Here is a 13,977-nt window from a genome sequence, read left to right on the forward strand (position 1 = left end):
CGCTCAAACAGTACAACTTTTCCTACAAATTAAATCCTTTTCAGGCGGCAAAGACGGGGACTTGCAGGGGAGGACTATGTATCTGCCCTTGTAACAATCCCCTCTCCCTTTGGGAGAGGGCTAGGGTGAGGGTAAAAAATGTTTCAAACAAATTGGCTTTGGTTCGCTATCGGTTCTGCTTTTTTCGCAGGATTAACGGCTATTTTCGGTAAACTCGGTGTAGAGGGCATGAATAGCAATTTGGCGACGTTCATCCGTACTATCGTCATTTTCTTTGTGGTAGCTGGCATTATCACCATGCGAAACGAATGGCAACTGCCCCAACATATTGCGGCTCGTCCGTTCACCTTTCTTATTCTATCGGGTATTGCCACTGGGCTTTCATGGCTTTGTTATTATCGAGCCTTACAACTTGCCCCCGCCTCTTGGGTGGCACCTATTGATAAACTCAGCGTGGTAATTGCGATTATTTTAGGCATTGTGGTGCTTGGTGAACCCTTTAGCCTGAAACTTTTAATGGGATCGATTTTGATTTTATCTGGGGTATTAGTCTTAGCTTTGTAATAAAAGCAGCTCGGCTAAATCCGTTATTTCCACCGTTGGCAATAACGTTGCATCACTAAATTGAGTAATCCCTTTGCCCGATAAATTCAACCACACCGCCTGACAGCCTGCTTGAATTGCCCCTTTTACGTCTGTATCCAAATTATCACCCACATGCAAAATCTCGCTCGGCTTTATCCCAAAATGTTGGGCCGTTTGCTGAAATAAATCGGCGTCGGGTTTGGCTCGTCCTTGTACGCCGGCGGTTAAAACCAACTCAAATTGATTTAACCCAATGCGTTCAGGCACCACATTGCCGTTAGTAATAACAGCCAAGGGAACCTGTTGTTTCAGTTGATTGAGGACATCAAGGTTTTGTTGGGGTACATCAATTTGATGTCGCCAATGGAGAAAATGTGCAATACAATCTTGCGAAATTTTCTCAATTTCCACCGCACTTTTACCGTATTTTTGCAGTAACCTATGGATCGTTTTAATTCGCCATTGGGTCACATTTTCACAAAAAATGGGATCTTGTTGAAAAATCTGTTTTTTACAGTCAAACCACATTTCATTGCTAAATTCTGCAATTTGGCTGGCATTTCGCAGAAATTCAATACATTTTTGTTCAGCCTGATAAATCACTGGCACATTATCATAAAGCGTATCGTCAAGATCAAAACTGATCACTTTAAATGGGGTCAAAGTGCGGTAAAAAATCATGCTATTTTCCTATTTTCTTTTGGCTCGAGGATGTGCTTGATCATACACATCAGCTAAATGTTTAAAATCCAAATGGGTGTAAATTTGCGTGGTGGCTAAATTGCTATGCCCTAATAATTCTTGCACCGCACGCAGATCGGAGCTAGCCTCCAACATGTGAGTGGCAAAAGAATGGCGTAGTTTGTGCGGATTTAAATGTGCGTTTAGTCCTTGCCGAATTCCCCAAATTTCCATCCGTTTTTGAATGGAGCGGTGCGACATGCGATTGCCGAGCGAACTCACAAACAAGGCATCGTCTTTCGGGTTAAATAATAACCGCACTTTGAGCCAATCTTGAATGGCGGTTGACGCATGGCGACCAAAGGGCAAAATCCGTTCTTTGTTGCCTTTCCCCAACACTCGCACTTCTCGAGTGCGTAAATTCAAACTGCTTAAATCTAAACCTTGCAATTCCGATAAACGTAACCCAGAACTGTACATCAATTCCAACATTGCCCGATCTCGTACATCAATGGGTTCTTTACTGTGATTATTCAACAGTTTAGCCACTTGCTCATTATCAATATTTTTCGGCAAATGCTTACCCTGTTTCGGGGCAGAAATGCCGACCGCAGGATTGACTTTCAGTTGTTCTTGCACCACCAAATAGCTTAAGAATTGACGCAAAGCCGACAACCGAAGTGCAAGGCTTTTTTCGTGTAAGCCTGCTTTTTTGCTACTGGCTAACACAAATCTCACCACACTTGGAGTGACCTGTTGCCATGTTTGAATGCCTTGTTCATTGAGCAACGTCAACACGGCAGTTAATTGCCGTTGGTAATTTTCCAAAGTATGTGGGCTAAGTTGGCGTTCAATCCGCAAAAAATCATAGTATTTTTGTAGCCAAGTTTGCATATTATTTCTCACAAGCGAACAGCCAACGGTGCAAATGCAGTTCCACGATATTGACCAAATGGGACAAAAAGGCGGTGTCTTGCCCATTGTAAAAATGTTGTGTATCTCGTGCCGAAAACAGCAAAATGCCGTTGGCTTGATGTTGATTCGGTTTCACGCCCAATAAACAGCACGCCACCGATCCCACTGGCAATTCGTCTAGGAAAAACAGCAAGGATTTTTCCCGATTGCTTAATTCGCCCAAATAAAAACGGCGTAACCCAAAGCGTTCAAGGCGGATCCATTCAAAGCCTTTACGATCCAACCAGTAATTTTCGCCGATCTGCTCCCCTTGCCATTTATCCCGAAATAACAATAACTTAACCTGTTGTAAATCAAATTTTTTCGCCCATTGATTTAACACCTCCACCCCTTGTTCAAGGGTTTCCGCACTGGCTAATTTTTTCTGTAACGGCATTAAAGCAAAGAAAATATCCTGTTCTTGATGGGCTAAATTTTGAAAGATCGCCAACTCCGCTTGCAAAGTTTTAATCTGTTCACGCTGGCGTTCTAATTGCATTTCCACTAAGGACAGCGACCCTTTTTGGGCATGGGGAATAACCAGATTGTCTAATAAATCCAAATGCTGGGCAAAAAAGTGCGGTGTGTTTTGCAGAAATTTGACCACTTGTTGTTCCAATTCATTTTCGTCCACAACATTATTCCTTAAGATTTCAGCCCAAAATGCGATAGCAATAAAGATACATCATTCAACCATTATTGACAATCCCAATATCCACATCAAATAACCTAATTTTAATTTTTAAAAAAATCCAATTGTGCAAAAAAAAAACGATTGTAGAATATTGTTTGTTCAATAGAACAAATTACTTAAATTTACATTTTCACATAATAGGAGTTAAAAATGGCAGGTGAATATTTTAAAGATGGTTATATTTTCGACTCTCGTCATACACGTTTAGGACGAATTAATGGGGATTATGTTGAAGATTCTCGCTTTTCTCGACTAGGGCGAATTAATGGTAACTATATTGAAGATGCTCGTTTTTCACGACTAGGGCGAGTTGATGGTCAATATGTACAAAATTCACGCTATTCTAATATTGGCAAAGTTTCAGATTTTACCATTAAAGGCATTGAGCGAGAAAAAGATGCAATGATTGCCGCCGTTTATCATTTTCTAATTAAAAAAATTTTCTAACCCTAACACGTCAATGTGTTGCACCTTTTAGCACATTGGCGTGTTTTTTAAGGATATATTAAAATGCCCAAGCAAGACGATTTTTTAAGCACCATCAATGCGTTAGTTGATGAAAGTACATTAATGACACATCGTTACTATTCTTTTGATTTTTGTTATGCCCATTTTCACCCAAGCAATACCACATCACGTCATGATGTAAAATTAGGCTGCTATATTTTATGGGGCTATTTATCCAGTTGGGGCATGTTGCGAGCCAGTTTTTTATTGCAAAAAAATCCACTTTATTTAAAAGAGTTGGTGGACTTTATTCTTAAACAAGATAACGCACTTTGGGATACAGAAATTAAACCCGAGAATTTTGAGCGTATTTTGCAACTATATAAAGAGGTGAAAAAACGGATTATTGAAAATAATGAACGTGATATTGTGTTAGTCACCAAAATCTTATTAGGCGTATTTGCTATTGCGCCTGCTTACGACTTTTATTTCAGTCAAACGTTCAAAAAACTTGCCAAAACTTATTCAGACAAAAATTGTAGTTTTGGTGCATTTAATCAACATTCTTTAGAAATTATCTATCAATTTTCCCTTGATCATCAAGAAGAAATTCAAGCCTTGAAAACAAAATTAAAGGTCAAGGATTTTGCAGGCACACAAACACCTTTGACTTATAGCACGGCTAAAATTGTTGATATGTATGGATTTTACCATTCATTTAAAGATAAATTAAACCCCAACAATAAGGAACATCATCATGAATAAGGTGAATGAAAAAATTGCTTCTTTCGTCTATGGAAAGGTATTTAATCAATTTATTTTGTTGATTATTATCGTCAATGCCATTGTTTTAGGCCTAGATACCAATCCTAAATTCAGTGCCATATTTTCCGATTTAATCTATTGGAGCAATGAAATTTGTTTGGGCATATTTACCATTGAGCTTATTCTCAAACTCTATGTTAGCAAACTCAAATTTTTCAAAAATGGCTGGAATCTCTTTGATTTTCTGATTGTATCCGCCTCGTTATTTGCTGAATCTAGCATTCTTTCCGTATTCCGTATTTTCCGTTTATTGAGAGTGTTACGGATTATTTCCGTCGTACCCAAAATGCAACGTATTTCTACGGCATTGATTAATAGCATTAAACCCATGCTCGGCGTCGCCGTTTTATTAGGCATTGTTTACTATGTCTATGCGGTTTTAATTACCAATTTATACGGTGCTGATTTTCCAGAATGGTTTGGTTCATTTAGTGAAACTTGCTATACCCTATTCCAAATTATGACTTTTGAAAGTTGGTCAATGGGGATTGTACGCCCGATTATGGAAAAAGACCCTAATGCTTGGGCGGTATTTATTAGTTTTATTATTATTGCCACCTATGTGGTTTTAAATTTGGTGATTGGTATTATCGTTGATTCCCTGAATGAAATTAAATCTGACAACAGTGAAGAACAATTACATCATCAGATTCACAATTTAGAAAAACAACTTGCTGAAATTAAAGCATTGTTACTTAAGCAAAAATAAGTAGAGAACAAACAATAAAATGCGTGATGGGGTTAATTTCATCACGCATTTTTTACTTGGCAAAATTCAGAAAAATTCCCCTAAAGTTTAATCACGCCATCATAAATATGGGTTGCAGATCCTGTCATATACAGTGGCTGTCCCTCCCCTTGCCATTCAATTTGCAAACTGCCTCCGGGTAAATCCACTTGCACATTGTTATCTAGCAAGCCTTGCATAATGCCAACCGCCGCAGCGGCACAAGCGCCACTGCCACAAGCCTGTGTTTCACCTGCACCACGTTCATACACTCGCAATTTAATATGCTGACGATTGACCACTTGCATAAAGCCCACATTGACTCGTTCGGGAAAACGTTCGTGATTCTCGAGCAAGGGACCGAGTTGTTCAACGTTGGCGGTTTGCACATCATCCACTTGCACCACACAGTGCGGATTGCCCATAGATACGGCTCCGGCAAACACGGTTTGAATATCGGTGCGTAAAATATAGTTTTTCTCAAATTTATTGGCAATAAACGGAATTTTTGACGGTTGCCAAATGGGTTCACCCATATTGACTCGCACGTTGTCATCGTCCAACACCGATAAAATCATTTTGCCTTTTGCCGTGCTGACCGCAATGTCTTTTTTATTGGTTAAGCCTTTGAGCGTGACAAAACGAGCAAAACATCTCGCTCCATTGCCACATTGCGACACTTCGCTCCCATCGGCGTTGAAAATGCGATAATGAAAATCCAATTCGGGATCGTAAGGCGGTTCCACGATTAACAGTTGATCAAAGCCAATCCCCCTATGGCGATCGGCAAGTTTTTTAATCAATTCTTCGGGAAAATAGGCATTTTGCGTAACCGCATCCACCACCACAAAATCATTGCCCAAGCCGTGCATTTTGGAAAACTGCATTGTTTTCGTCCTTAAAATTCGTTGCTATTGTTAGGCATTATAATGGGCAATGGGCGTTGAGTAAATCTCGGTATTTGTTTTTAGCAGAAAGGCGATAAAAATCACAATTTAATTTAACATAATCCTTGAAATTGCCAAAATTGGGAGCATATTGATCTTGACAGTAACAACAACCTAATTTTAAGGAAATGCTATGAATATTGAAAAATTTACCACTAAATTCCAACAAGCCCTTGCCGAAGCACAATCTTTGGCTTTGGGTAAAGATAATCAGTTTATTGAACCTGTGCATTTATTGACCGCACTATTAAATCAACAAGACGGTTCAATTGCTCCGATTTTAACCGCATCTGGGGTGAATTTGAGTTTATTACGCAATGAATTAAATAATGAACTCAATAAGTTACCACGAGTATCGGGTAATGGTGGTGATGTGCAGATTTCTCGGCAGTTGGTGAATATCTTAAATCTTTGCGACAAAATCGCTCAACAGCAACAAGACAAATTTATTTCATCTGAAATTTTCTTGTTAGCAGCGTTAGAAGATAACGGTAGCTTGAGCCAGATTTTACGCAAGTGCGGTGTAAAAAAAGAGAGTTTACAACAAGCGATTAAACAAATTCGTGGGGGTCAGAAAGTGGACGATCAAAATGCAGAAGAAAGCCGTCAGGCATTGCAAAAATACACCATTGATTTAACCGAACGGGCAGAGTCAGGCAAGCTCGATCCTGTGATTGGGCGTGATGAAGAAATTCGCCGTGCCATTCAGGTGTTGCAACGCCGTACCAAAAACAACCCTGTGTTAATTGGTGAACCGGGCGTAGGGAAAACCGCCATTGTAGAAGGCTTGGCACAACGCATTGTCAACGGCGAAGTGCCTGAAGGCTTGAAAAATAAACGAGTGCTTTCCCTTGATATGGGGGCGTTAATCGCTGGGGCGAAATACCGCGGTGAATTTGAAGAGCGGTTAAAAGCGGTGTTGAAAGAGTTGGCTCAAGAAGAAGGTCGGGTGATTTTATTTATTGATGAAATTCACACGATGGTTGGGGCCGGTAAAACCGATGGAGCAATGGATGCAGGAAATTTGTTGAAACCGTCCTTGGCTCGGGGTGAATTGCATTGCGTGGGGGCGACTACGTTGGACGAATATCGTCAATATATTGAAAAAGATGCTGCTTTGGAACGCCGTTTCCAAAAAGTGTTTGTGGACGAGCCGACTGTTGAAGATACCATTGCGATTTTGCGTGGTTTGAAAGAGCGTTATGAGTTGCATCACCATGTGCAAATCACCGACCCAGCCATTGTGGCGGCGGCAACGCTTTCCCATCGTTATATCTCGGATCGTCAGTTGCCTGACAAAGCCATTGATTTAATTGATGAAGCAGCCAGTTCCATTCGCATGGAAATTGATTCTAAACCGCAACCATTGGATAGACTCGATCGCCGTATTATCCAATTAAAATTGGAACAACAGGCGTTGAAAAAAGAAGAAGACGATGCCAGCCGTAAACGCTTGGCAACCTTGGAAACGGAGCTAGCGGAAAAAGAACGGGAATATGCGGAGCTGGAAGACGTATGGAAAAGCGAAAAAGCCGCCCTTTCTGGCACACAACATATTAAAGCAGAGTTAGAAAATGCTCGTACCCAAATGGAGCAAGCTCGCCGTGTTGGCGATTTGAATAAGATGTCCGAATTGCAATATGGCATTATTCCAAATCTTGAAAAACAGTTAGCGGAAGTGGATAAAGCTGATGGTAAAGAAATGACTTTGTTGCGTAATCGTGTAACAGACGAAGAAATTGCTGAAGTGCTTTCTCGTGCCACAGGGATTCCTGTTTCTCGCATGATGGAGGGAGAAAAAGAAAAATTGTTGCGAATGGAAGATGAATTGCATAAACGGGTGATCGGGCAAGGTGAAGCCGTGGAAGCCGTTGCCAATGCCATTCGCCGTAGTCGGGCTGGGCTTTCTGATCCAAATCGTCCGATTGGCTCATTCTTGTTCCTAGGTCCAACTGGGGTGGGTAAAACCGAGCTTTGCAAGACCTTGGCGAACTTCTTATTTGATGATGAAGATGCGATGGTGCGGATCGATATGTCCGAATTTATGGAAAAACATAGCGTATCTCGCTTGGTTGGCGCACCTCCAGGCTACGTGGGCTATGAAGAGGGTGGTTATTTAACCGAAGCCGTTCGCCGCCGTCCGTATTCCGTCATTTTATTAGACGAAGTGGAAAAAGCACACCACGATGTGTTTAACATTTTATTGCAAGTGTTGGATGATGGACGGTTAACCGATGGACAAGGTCGTACGGTGGATTTTCGTAATACGGTAGTGATTATGACTTCGAACTTGGGCTCCGATTTAATTCAAGAAAATAAAAACTTGGGTTATGATGGTATGAAAGAAATTGTGATGTCCGTGGTGGGTTCACACTTCCGCCCTGAATTTATCAACCGTATTGATGAAACCGTGGTGTTCCACCCTCTTGCCAGAGAAAACATTAAAGCCATTGCTCAAATTCAATTAGCACGCTTAACTAAACGTATGGCTTATCATGGCTATCAATTGCAATTTAGCGATGCCTTGTTAAATTTCATTGGTGAAGTGGGTTACGATCCAATTTACGGGGCCAGACCATTGAAACGAGCGATTCAACAAGAAATCGAAAATCCATTGGCACAACAAATCTTGTCGGGTAAATTGTTACCAGATCAAGTGATTACGGTGGATTATGTGAATGGTCAAGTGGTGACTGTTCAGTAAAAGGACAATCATGGACTTGAAATTTAAAATGAAAGGCTTATAATTAAAAAAGGTCGTGAGCAGGTAGCGAGCCTGCCCACTTCCTAGCCGTTTAGGCTATATTATTGAAAATTGCAATCAGTAAATCAAACACCGCTAATGTTCTTAAACTGATTGCCCCTACTAGCAGAATTGCTAGTATTATCAGAGCAATAATTTCTGATACTTTCACATAAATCACCTCCTTAGTGCTATATTGCTAAGGCGACTAGGCAAAGTGCTATTGGCGTAGCACTTTGCTTGCCCCATAGCACGAAAGGAATTATACACAACCCCCTGTCTATATGTCTAGGGGTTTGTTATTTTCTCCTCCTAAATTCTTGTTATTTTCTTGAAAATAAAAAATATTCTTTATCTCATTGGATGAATTTGCTACAATTCGCCATTCAATTGAAATTAATTATCAATTAGTTTTTTATTATTTAGACAAGGAAAGTGGCTATGCCAGCATTATTTGATTTTTTAAAAAGTTACAGTGATTTTATTATCATCGGATTACTCTGCTTAATGAGCTTTGTTATGGTTTGGTTTGTGATTGAACGTTATATTTTCCTGAGCAAAATCAAAGTCAGCAGTTACAGTAATATTCATGCTTTAGATATCGATCTTCATCGTCATTTAACCATCATTTCTACCATTGGGGCCAACGCACCTTATATTGGTTTATTAGGGACCGTAATTGGTATTTTATTAACTTTCTATGACCTCGGTAATTCCGCTGGGGATATTGATGCAGCCGCCATTATGTTACATCTTTCTTTAGCCTTAAAAGCCACTGCTATCGGTATTTTAGTGGCGATTCCGTCCATGGTATTTTACAGTGCGTTAGGACGCAAAGTGGAAGTCAGCCGTTTAAAATGGAAAGCATTAAATAGCTCAAAACATATTGAACAATAATGACGGAGCCATGGTTAAATGAAAAAATTTGATGAAATTAACATTATTCCGTTCATTGATATTATGCTGGTTTTACTGGCGATTGTCTTGATTACTGCGTCTTTTATTTCACAAGGGAAAATTCAGGTTAACGTGCCTAAAGCCTCACAAACCGTGGCTTTTAAGTCTGATGATTTGGCCAAATTATTAACCGTCACAGAACAGGGTGAAATCTTTTTTAACGATAAACCCATTACACAAGAGGCCTTAGAACAAGAAGTGGCCAGTTGGGATAAAACCCAGAAAGTGACGTTAAAAGTAGATGCCAATGCGGTATTCCAAGATTTTGTGTCGATTACCGATTTAATGGCCAAAAATCAAATTACCAATGTCGCCATTGTGACCATGAAAGACAAAGGCAAGTAAGATGAAAAAAGATTCATTACTGGGTTTTGTCGGTTCATTTTGTGTTCACGGTGGATTAGTGGCGGCGGTACTCTCTCTTGTGGTGAATCAAGATACGGCCAACAATCAAGTGGCTGGCGTGTTAGATACCAGTATCTCCATGCAAATGATGATGGCCACGACGGTTGAGGAACCCGTGCCGGAACCCGAAGTGGAACCGCAAAAAGAACCCGAACCGGAAAAAGTGGAGGTGGTTGCGGATCCGACCTTGAAACCAAAACCAGAAAAGCCGAAAGAACCAGAGAAGAAAAAAGAAAAGCCAAAGGAAAAACCGAAAGAGAAACCTAAGGAAAAGCCGAAAGAAAAACCCAAAGAACCCGTAAATAAAGTGATTGCTAAACCTGATCCTAATGCCGTAAAAGCAGACGCTGTCAGGGAGGGAAATGCGGCGGTAAACTCACAAGCGACGTCAACTTCCAATAAAGCAACAACCAATAACCCCAATTTAGCGGGAAGTGGTAACAATACGTCAGAAATTAGCGCCTATCAAAGTGCTTTAAGACGTGAAATTGAACGCCATAAAAAATATTCTCAACGTGCGAAAATGATGAGAAAGCAAGGCGTGGTGGTGATTGTGTTTAATCTGGCTGCAGACGGTTCCATTAGTGGTGCCAGAGTATCAAAATCATCAGGCTCGGAAGATTTAGATAATTCTGCCTTGCAAGCAGTACAAAGTGCCAGATCCATTGGCCCTCGTCCTGCAGGCATGGGAAGTTCGGTTAGCGTGCCAGTACAATTTAAAATTCAATAGTCTATTATCTTAAAAGGCTGAATTCAGATAGGTTGAATTCAGCTTTTTTGTTGGGTTAAATATGATAACATAACCCCGATTAAATCAATTATTTTATGGGTATTTCACCATGTTCAAGAAAATACAAAATATCATCAATAAACCTTTCCGCCTTGGTATTAATCTGTCAAATCAAGTGCGGTTAAAAAATAGCAATTTTTCGGTTATCTCGAGTAATTGCAACGGTGCCTTAATTTTGCATGATCTTCATCAGCCCTTTAATTCGCCGTTCGTTAATCTTTATCTGGAACCTGATGATTTCATTCGTTATTTAAGCAATATTGAATACTATAACAATCAGGAATTAACCATTGTAAAAAGTGATAAAAATTATCCTGTCGGACAATTAGCCGATCTTCGGATCTACTTTGTACATTATCATTCCGAACAACAAGCTAAACAAAAATGGCAAGAACGAACTAAACGGATAAATTGGAATAATCTTTTTATTATCATGACCGATCGTGATGGTTGCACTTATCAGCATTTGCAACAATTTGACGCACTCCCCTTTGCTAACAAAGTGGTATTTACCCACAAACCTTATCCAGAATTGAAATCTGCCTTTTATATCAAAGGCTTTGAGCAACAAGAACAAGTCGGCGATCTGTTTGATTATGTGGGATGGAATGGCAAAAAATATTATGATCAGTTTGATTACGTGACTTGGTTTAATCAACAAGAAAGTGCATAACCATGCACTTTTACTACAATTCTCGCCGGCCTAAAAAGGAGTGAGTTAATGTGGTGCCATCGACCATTTCCAACTCACCACCCACTGGAATACCATGTGCAATACGACTCGCTTTAATACCCTGTTGTTGGCAAATTTCCGCAATATAATTGGCCGTCGCATCTCCCTCAATGGTGGGGTTGGTGGCTAAAATCACTTCATTAAATTGTTCAGACTGCAAACGTTGTTGTAATAAATCTAACCCAATTTCTCGTGGGCCAATACCATCCAAGGGAGATAAATGCCCCATTAACACAAAATAACGCCCTGAAAATTGCCCTGTTTGTTCAATGGCTTGAATATCAGCTGGCATTTCCACGACACAAAGCAAACCTGAATTTTGACGACGTGGGTTGTCGCAAATATTGCAAATTTCTTCTTCTGTAAAAGTACGACAATGAGCACAATGCCCAATTTTTGACATGGCATCCGTTAACGCTCGAGCAAGATTCATGCCACCACTGCGATCACGTTGCAATAAATGATAAGCCATACGTTGAGCAGACTTTGGCCCCACACCTGGCAAACAACGTAAATGTTCCACTAAATTTTCCAGTAGCGGACTACTTTGCATAGAAATTCCTTAGAAATACACCGCACTTTTAAAAAAGTGCGATAAAAACGCCTCTCCCTCTGGGAGAGGTTGGGTGAGGGTTAGAACGGCATTTTAAAGCCAGCAGGTAAGTTCATACCTGCGGTTAATCCTGCCATTTTCTCTTTTTGCAATTCTTCTGCACGACGAACCGCATCATTGAACGCTGCAGCAATTAAATCTTCTAGCATTTCTTTGTCATCTTCCATTAAACTTGGATCGATTTCAATACGGCGGCAATTATGTGCACCATTGACGGTAATTTTAACTAGCCCAGCTCCTGATTCACCAGTCACTTCCAGTTGAGCCACTTCTTCTTGCATTTTTTGCATGCGTTCTTGCATTTGCTGTGCTTGTTTCATCAAGCCACCAAGGCCGCCTTTTCCTAACATCTGTTATTCCTTATTTATTGGTAAAAAGTGAGCGTATTTTAGCGTATCAACCGACTTTCTACAAGCGAACCGCAAAAGTAAACCACATTTTACTTATACTAACCTGACGGCGAGTTCACTGTTGCCATGGCTAAAAATTCATCAAAAAAGGTCGGGAATGTTTTCGCCGTGCATTTTGGATCTAAAATAGTCACTTCCGTATTCGACAAGGCAATCAAGGCAAAACACATGGCCATGCGGTGATCGTTATAGGTTTCAATTTCAGCATGTTTAAATTGATCCAAAGCTAACGGCTGAATGCGAATAAAATCATCCCCCTCTTCTACGGTTGCCCCAACCTTTCTCAGTTCTGTTGCCATTGCGGTTAAACGGTCAGTTTCTTTCACTCGCCAGTTGTAAATATTGCGAATACAGGTTTCCCCTTTGGCAAACAGTGCGGTGGTCGCAATGGTCATGGCGGCATCAGGAATATGGTTCATATCCATATCAATGCCCACTAAATCGCCTTGTTCCGCTTGAATAAAATCCTCGCCCCAAGTGATTTTTGCCCCAATTTTCTCCAATACATCCGCAAATAAACGGTCACCTTGAATGCTGTTTTTCCCTACACCAGTGACTTTTACCTTGCCTTTGATCGCCCCCGCAGCTAAAAAATAAGACGCAGATGACGCATCCCCCTCCACTAAAAAATGGCGTGGCGATTGATATTGCTGATTGCCTTTCACAATAAAACGTTGATATTGTTGATTTTCCACGTTGACACCGAAAATCTGCATCATATTTAAGGTAATATCAATATAAGGTTTAGACACTAGCTCGCCGATAATTTCAATTTCCATGTCATCCGTGGCGAGCGGTGCAGCCATTAACAGTGCGGTTAAAAATTGCGAAGAAACCGAGCCATCAATTTTGACCTTTCCGCCTTTTAGACCCGTATTACGAATAGCAATGGGTGGATAGCCATCTTGTTCTAAATATTGAATATCTGCCCCCGCTTGCAATAATGCCTCTACTAAATGCTTAATCGGGCGTTCTTTCATGCGTGGTTCGCCAGTGAGCACAATCTCACTTGATGTCGCATTTGGACTGGCTAAACAAAGTGCCGCCGCAAGCGGTCGCATTGCCGTGCCTGCATTGCCTAAAAATAAGGCTAGCCCACTTTGCCATTGAAATGCACCGCCTAAACCTTGCACTTCACAAACGGATTTATCTTCAGAAAGCTGATAATTTACACCAAGCTGTTTTAAGGCGTTTAACATATGGCGAACGTCATCACTGTCTAATAAATTCGTGACTTTGGTCGTGCCGTTGGCTAAAGCAGCCAATAATAAAGCACGGTTAGATAGGCTTTTGGAACCGGGTAAATTGATGGTGCCTTCAATATGAGAGATTGGGTTTAGGGTGATTTTTTCCATTTTTATACCTATAAAATACAGCCTCTCCCTTTGGGAGAGGACGAAGAAAATTGCGTAGAAATTTTCGGGAGGTGAGGGTTGTTTACCCTCACCCTAGCCCTCTCCCAGAGG

General features: G+C 40.7%; 16 protein-coding genes. 9 read left to right on the top strand and 7 right to left on the bottom strand.

What is annotated here, in order from left to right; translation table 11 throughout:
* The first annotated feature begins 138 nt into the window (after nucleotides 1-138).
* Nucleotides 139-564, top strand: coding sequence for an EamA family transporter (locus ACTG7L_RS03795; protein ID WP_439242187.1), 426 nt, complete (start codon nucleotides 139-141; stop codon nucleotides 562-564).
* On the opposite strand, the gene ACTG7L_RS03800 is transcribed toward ACTG7L_RS03795, so the two are convergent.
* Genes ACTG7L_RS03800 through ACTG7L_RS03810 form a run of 3 tightly spaced genes read right to left on the bottom strand, consistent with a single transcriptional unit; the run spans nucleotide 553 to nucleotide 2,854 of the window.
* The gene (locus tag ACTG7L_RS03800) at nucleotides 553-1,266 is read right to left on the bottom strand and encodes an HAD-IA family hydrolase (RefSeq protein ID WP_439327471.1); all 714 of its coding nucleotides are present in this window, start codon (nucleotides 1,264-1,266) and stop codon (nucleotides 553-555) included. The two genes, ACTG7L_RS03795 and ACTG7L_RS03800, sit on opposite strands and share 12 nt — an antisense overlap.
* 9 nt (nucleotides 1,267-1,275) lie before the next feature.
* Entirely contained in the window at nucleotides 1,276-2,160 is an 885-nt protein-coding gene (xerC, locus tag ACTG7L_RS03805; RefSeq protein WP_439327472.1) for a tyrosine recombinase XerC, read from the bottom strand.
* 1 nt (nucleotide 2,161) lies between these two features.
* Complete coding sequence (locus tag ACTG7L_RS03810) at nucleotides 2,162-2,854, bottom strand: DUF484 family protein (protein ID WP_439327473.1); 693 nt, start codon at nucleotides 2,852-2,854, stop codon at nucleotides 2,162-2,164.
* Between the two features lie 210 nt (nucleotides 2,855-3,064).
* On the opposite strand from ACTG7L_RS03810, the gene ACTG7L_RS03815 reads away from it, so the two are divergent.
* The 3 genes from ACTG7L_RS03815 to ACTG7L_RS03825 all read left to right on the top strand — a co-directional run bounded on the left by ACTG7L_RS03815 (nucleotide 3,065) and on the right by ACTG7L_RS03825 (nucleotide 4,895).
* Nucleotides 3,065-3,361, top strand: coding sequence for a 5-fold beta-flower protein (locus ACTG7L_RS03815; RefSeq protein WP_439242195.1), 297 nt, complete (start codon nucleotides 3,065-3,067; stop codon nucleotides 3,359-3,361).
* A 63-nt stretch (nucleotides 3,362-3,424) separates the two neighbouring features.
* Nucleotides 3,425-4,126: a hypothetical protein gene (locus ACTG7L_RS03820; RefSeq protein ID WP_439327474.1), complete on the top strand. Its 702-nt coding sequence runs from the start codon at nucleotides 3,425-3,427 to the stop codon at nucleotides 4,124-4,126.
* Nucleotides 4,119-4,895, top strand: coding sequence for an ion transporter (locus ACTG7L_RS03825; protein ID WP_439327475.1), 777 nt, complete (start codon nucleotides 4,119-4,121; stop codon nucleotides 4,893-4,895). Before ACTG7L_RS03820 ends, ACTG7L_RS03825 begins: the two co-directional genes overlap by 8 nt.
* Nucleotides 4,896-4,975: 80 nt before the next feature.
* On the opposite strand, the gene dapF is transcribed toward ACTG7L_RS03825, so the two are convergent.
* Nucleotides 4,976-5,800: a diaminopimelate epimerase gene (dapF, locus tag ACTG7L_RS03830; protein WP_439327476.1), complete on the bottom strand. Its 825-nt coding sequence runs from the start codon at nucleotides 5,798-5,800 to the stop codon at nucleotides 4,976-4,978.
* Nucleotides 5,801-5,993: 193 nt separating this feature from the next.
* Here dapF and clpB point away from each other — a divergent pair, with 193 nt between their 5' ends.
* The 5 genes from clpB to ACTG7L_RS03855 all read left to right on the top strand — a co-directional run bounded on the left by clpB (nucleotide 5,994) and on the right by ACTG7L_RS03855 (nucleotide 11,428).
* Entirely contained in the window at nucleotides 5,994-8,564 is a 2,571-nt protein-coding gene (gene clpB / locus ACTG7L_RS03835; RefSeq protein ID WP_439327477.1) for an ATP-dependent chaperone ClpB, read from the top strand.
* A 480-nt stretch (nucleotides 8,565-9,044) separates the two neighbouring features.
* On the top strand, nucleotides 9,045-9,500 hold the full coding sequence (exbB, locus tag ACTG7L_RS03840) for a TonB-system energizer ExbB (RefSeq protein WP_439327478.1): 456 nt from the start codon (nucleotides 9,045-9,047) through the stop codon (nucleotides 9,498-9,500).
* A gap of 18 nt (nucleotides 9,501-9,518) precedes the next feature.
* Nucleotides 9,519-9,905, top strand: coding sequence for a TonB system transport protein ExbD (gene exbD / locus ACTG7L_RS03845; protein WP_439242207.1), 387 nt, complete (start codon nucleotides 9,519-9,521; stop codon nucleotides 9,903-9,905).
* Between the two features lies 1 nt (nucleotide 9,906).
* Nucleotides 9,907-10,695: a cell envelope integrity protein TolA gene (locus ACTG7L_RS03850; RefSeq protein WP_439327479.1), complete on the top strand. Its 789-nt coding sequence runs from the start codon at nucleotides 9,907-9,909 to the stop codon at nucleotides 10,693-10,695.
* Between the two features lie 109 nt (nucleotides 10,696-10,804).
* Nucleotides 10,805-11,428, top strand: coding sequence for a DUF1919 domain-containing protein (locus tag ACTG7L_RS03855; RefSeq protein WP_439327480.1), 624 nt, complete (start codon nucleotides 10,805-10,807; stop codon nucleotides 11,426-11,428).
* A gap of 13 nt (nucleotides 11,429-11,441) precedes the next feature.
* On the opposite strand, the gene recR is transcribed toward ACTG7L_RS03855, so the two are convergent.
* The 3 genes from recR to aroA all read right to left on the bottom strand — a co-directional run bounded on the left by recR (nucleotide 11,442) and on the right by aroA (nucleotide 13,866).
* On the bottom strand, nucleotides 11,442-12,041 hold the full coding sequence (gene recR, locus ACTG7L_RS03860) for a recombination mediator RecR (RefSeq protein WP_439327481.1): 600 nt from the start codon (nucleotides 12,039-12,041) through the stop codon (nucleotides 11,442-11,444).
* A gap of 80 nt (nucleotides 12,042-12,121) precedes the next feature.
* On the bottom strand, nucleotides 12,122-12,451 hold the full coding sequence (locus ACTG7L_RS03865) for a YbaB/EbfC family nucleoid-associated protein (protein WP_439242215.1): 330 nt from the start codon (nucleotides 12,449-12,451) through the stop codon (nucleotides 12,122-12,124).
* Nucleotides 12,452-12,549: 98 nt separating this feature from the next.
* The gene (gene aroA, locus ACTG7L_RS03870) at nucleotides 12,550-13,866 is read right to left on the bottom strand and encodes a 3-phosphoshikimate 1-carboxyvinyltransferase (RefSeq protein WP_439327482.1); all 1,317 of its coding nucleotides are present in this window, start codon (nucleotides 13,864-13,866) and stop codon (nucleotides 12,550-12,552) included.
* Between the last annotated feature and the right edge of the window lie 111 nt (nucleotides 13,867-13,977).

The organism is Lonepinella sp. BR2357 (genome assembly GCF_051851525.1).
Taxonomy (GTDB): domain Bacteria; phylum Pseudomonadota; class Gammaproteobacteria; order Enterobacterales; family Pasteurellaceae; genus Lonepinella.

What these genes read in the sequence shown, in the direction of transcription:
- ACTG7L_RS03795 (WP_439242187.1), top strand. Translation starts at nt 139, where the DNA reads ATGTTTCAAACAAATTGGCTTTGGTTCGCTATCGGTTCTGCTTTTTTC.
- ACTG7L_RS03800 (WP_439327471.1), bottom strand. Translation starts at nt 1,266, where the DNA reads ATGATTTTTTACCGCACTTTGACCCCATTTAAAGTGATCAGTTTTGAT.
- xerC (WP_439327472.1), bottom strand. Translation starts at nt 2,160, where the DNA reads ATGCAAACTTGGCTACAAAAATACTATGATTTTTTGCGGATTGAACGC.
- ACTG7L_RS03815 (WP_439242195.1), top strand. Translation starts at nt 3,065, where the DNA reads ATGGCAGGTGAATATTTTAAAGATGGTTATATTTTCGACTCTCGTCAT.
- ACTG7L_RS03820 (WP_439327474.1), top strand. Translation starts at nt 3,425, where the DNA reads ATGCCCAAGCAAGACGATTTTTTAAGCACCATCAATGCGTTAGTTGAT.
- ACTG7L_RS03825 (WP_439327475.1), top strand. Translation starts at nt 4,119, where the DNA reads ATGAATAAGGTGAATGAAAAAATTGCTTCTTTCGTCTATGGAAAGGTA.
- dapF (WP_439327476.1), bottom strand. Translation starts at nt 5,800, where the DNA reads ATGCAGTTTTCCAAAATGCACGGCTTGGGCAATGATTTTGTGGTGGTG.
- clpB (WP_439327477.1), top strand. Translation starts at nt 5,994, where the DNA reads ATGAATATTGAAAAATTTACCACTAAATTCCAACAAGCCCTTGCCGAA.
- exbB (WP_439327478.1), top strand. Translation starts at nt 9,045, where the DNA reads ATGCCAGCATTATTTGATTTTTTAAAAAGTTACAGTGATTTTATTATC.
- exbD (WP_439242207.1), top strand. Translation starts at nt 9,519, where the DNA reads ATGAAAAAATTTGATGAAATTAACATTATTCCGTTCATTGATATTATG.
- ACTG7L_RS03850 (WP_439327479.1), top strand. Translation starts at nt 9,907, where the DNA reads ATGAAAAAAGATTCATTACTGGGTTTTGTCGGTTCATTTTGTGTTCAC.
- ACTG7L_RS03855 (WP_439327480.1), top strand. Translation starts at nt 10,805, where the DNA reads ATGTTCAAGAAAATACAAAATATCATCAATAAACCTTTCCGCCTTGGT.
- recR (WP_439327481.1), bottom strand. Translation starts at nt 12,041, where the DNA reads ATGCAAAGTAGTCCGCTACTGGAAAATTTAGTGGAACATTTACGTTGT.
- ACTG7L_RS03865 (WP_439242215.1), bottom strand. Translation starts at nt 12,451, where the DNA reads ATGTTAGGAAAAGGCGGCCTTGGTGGCTTGATGAAACAAGCACAGCAA.
- aroA (WP_439327482.1), bottom strand. Translation starts at nt 13,866, where the DNA reads ATGGAAAAAATCACCCTAAACCCAATCTCTCATATTGAAGGCACCATC.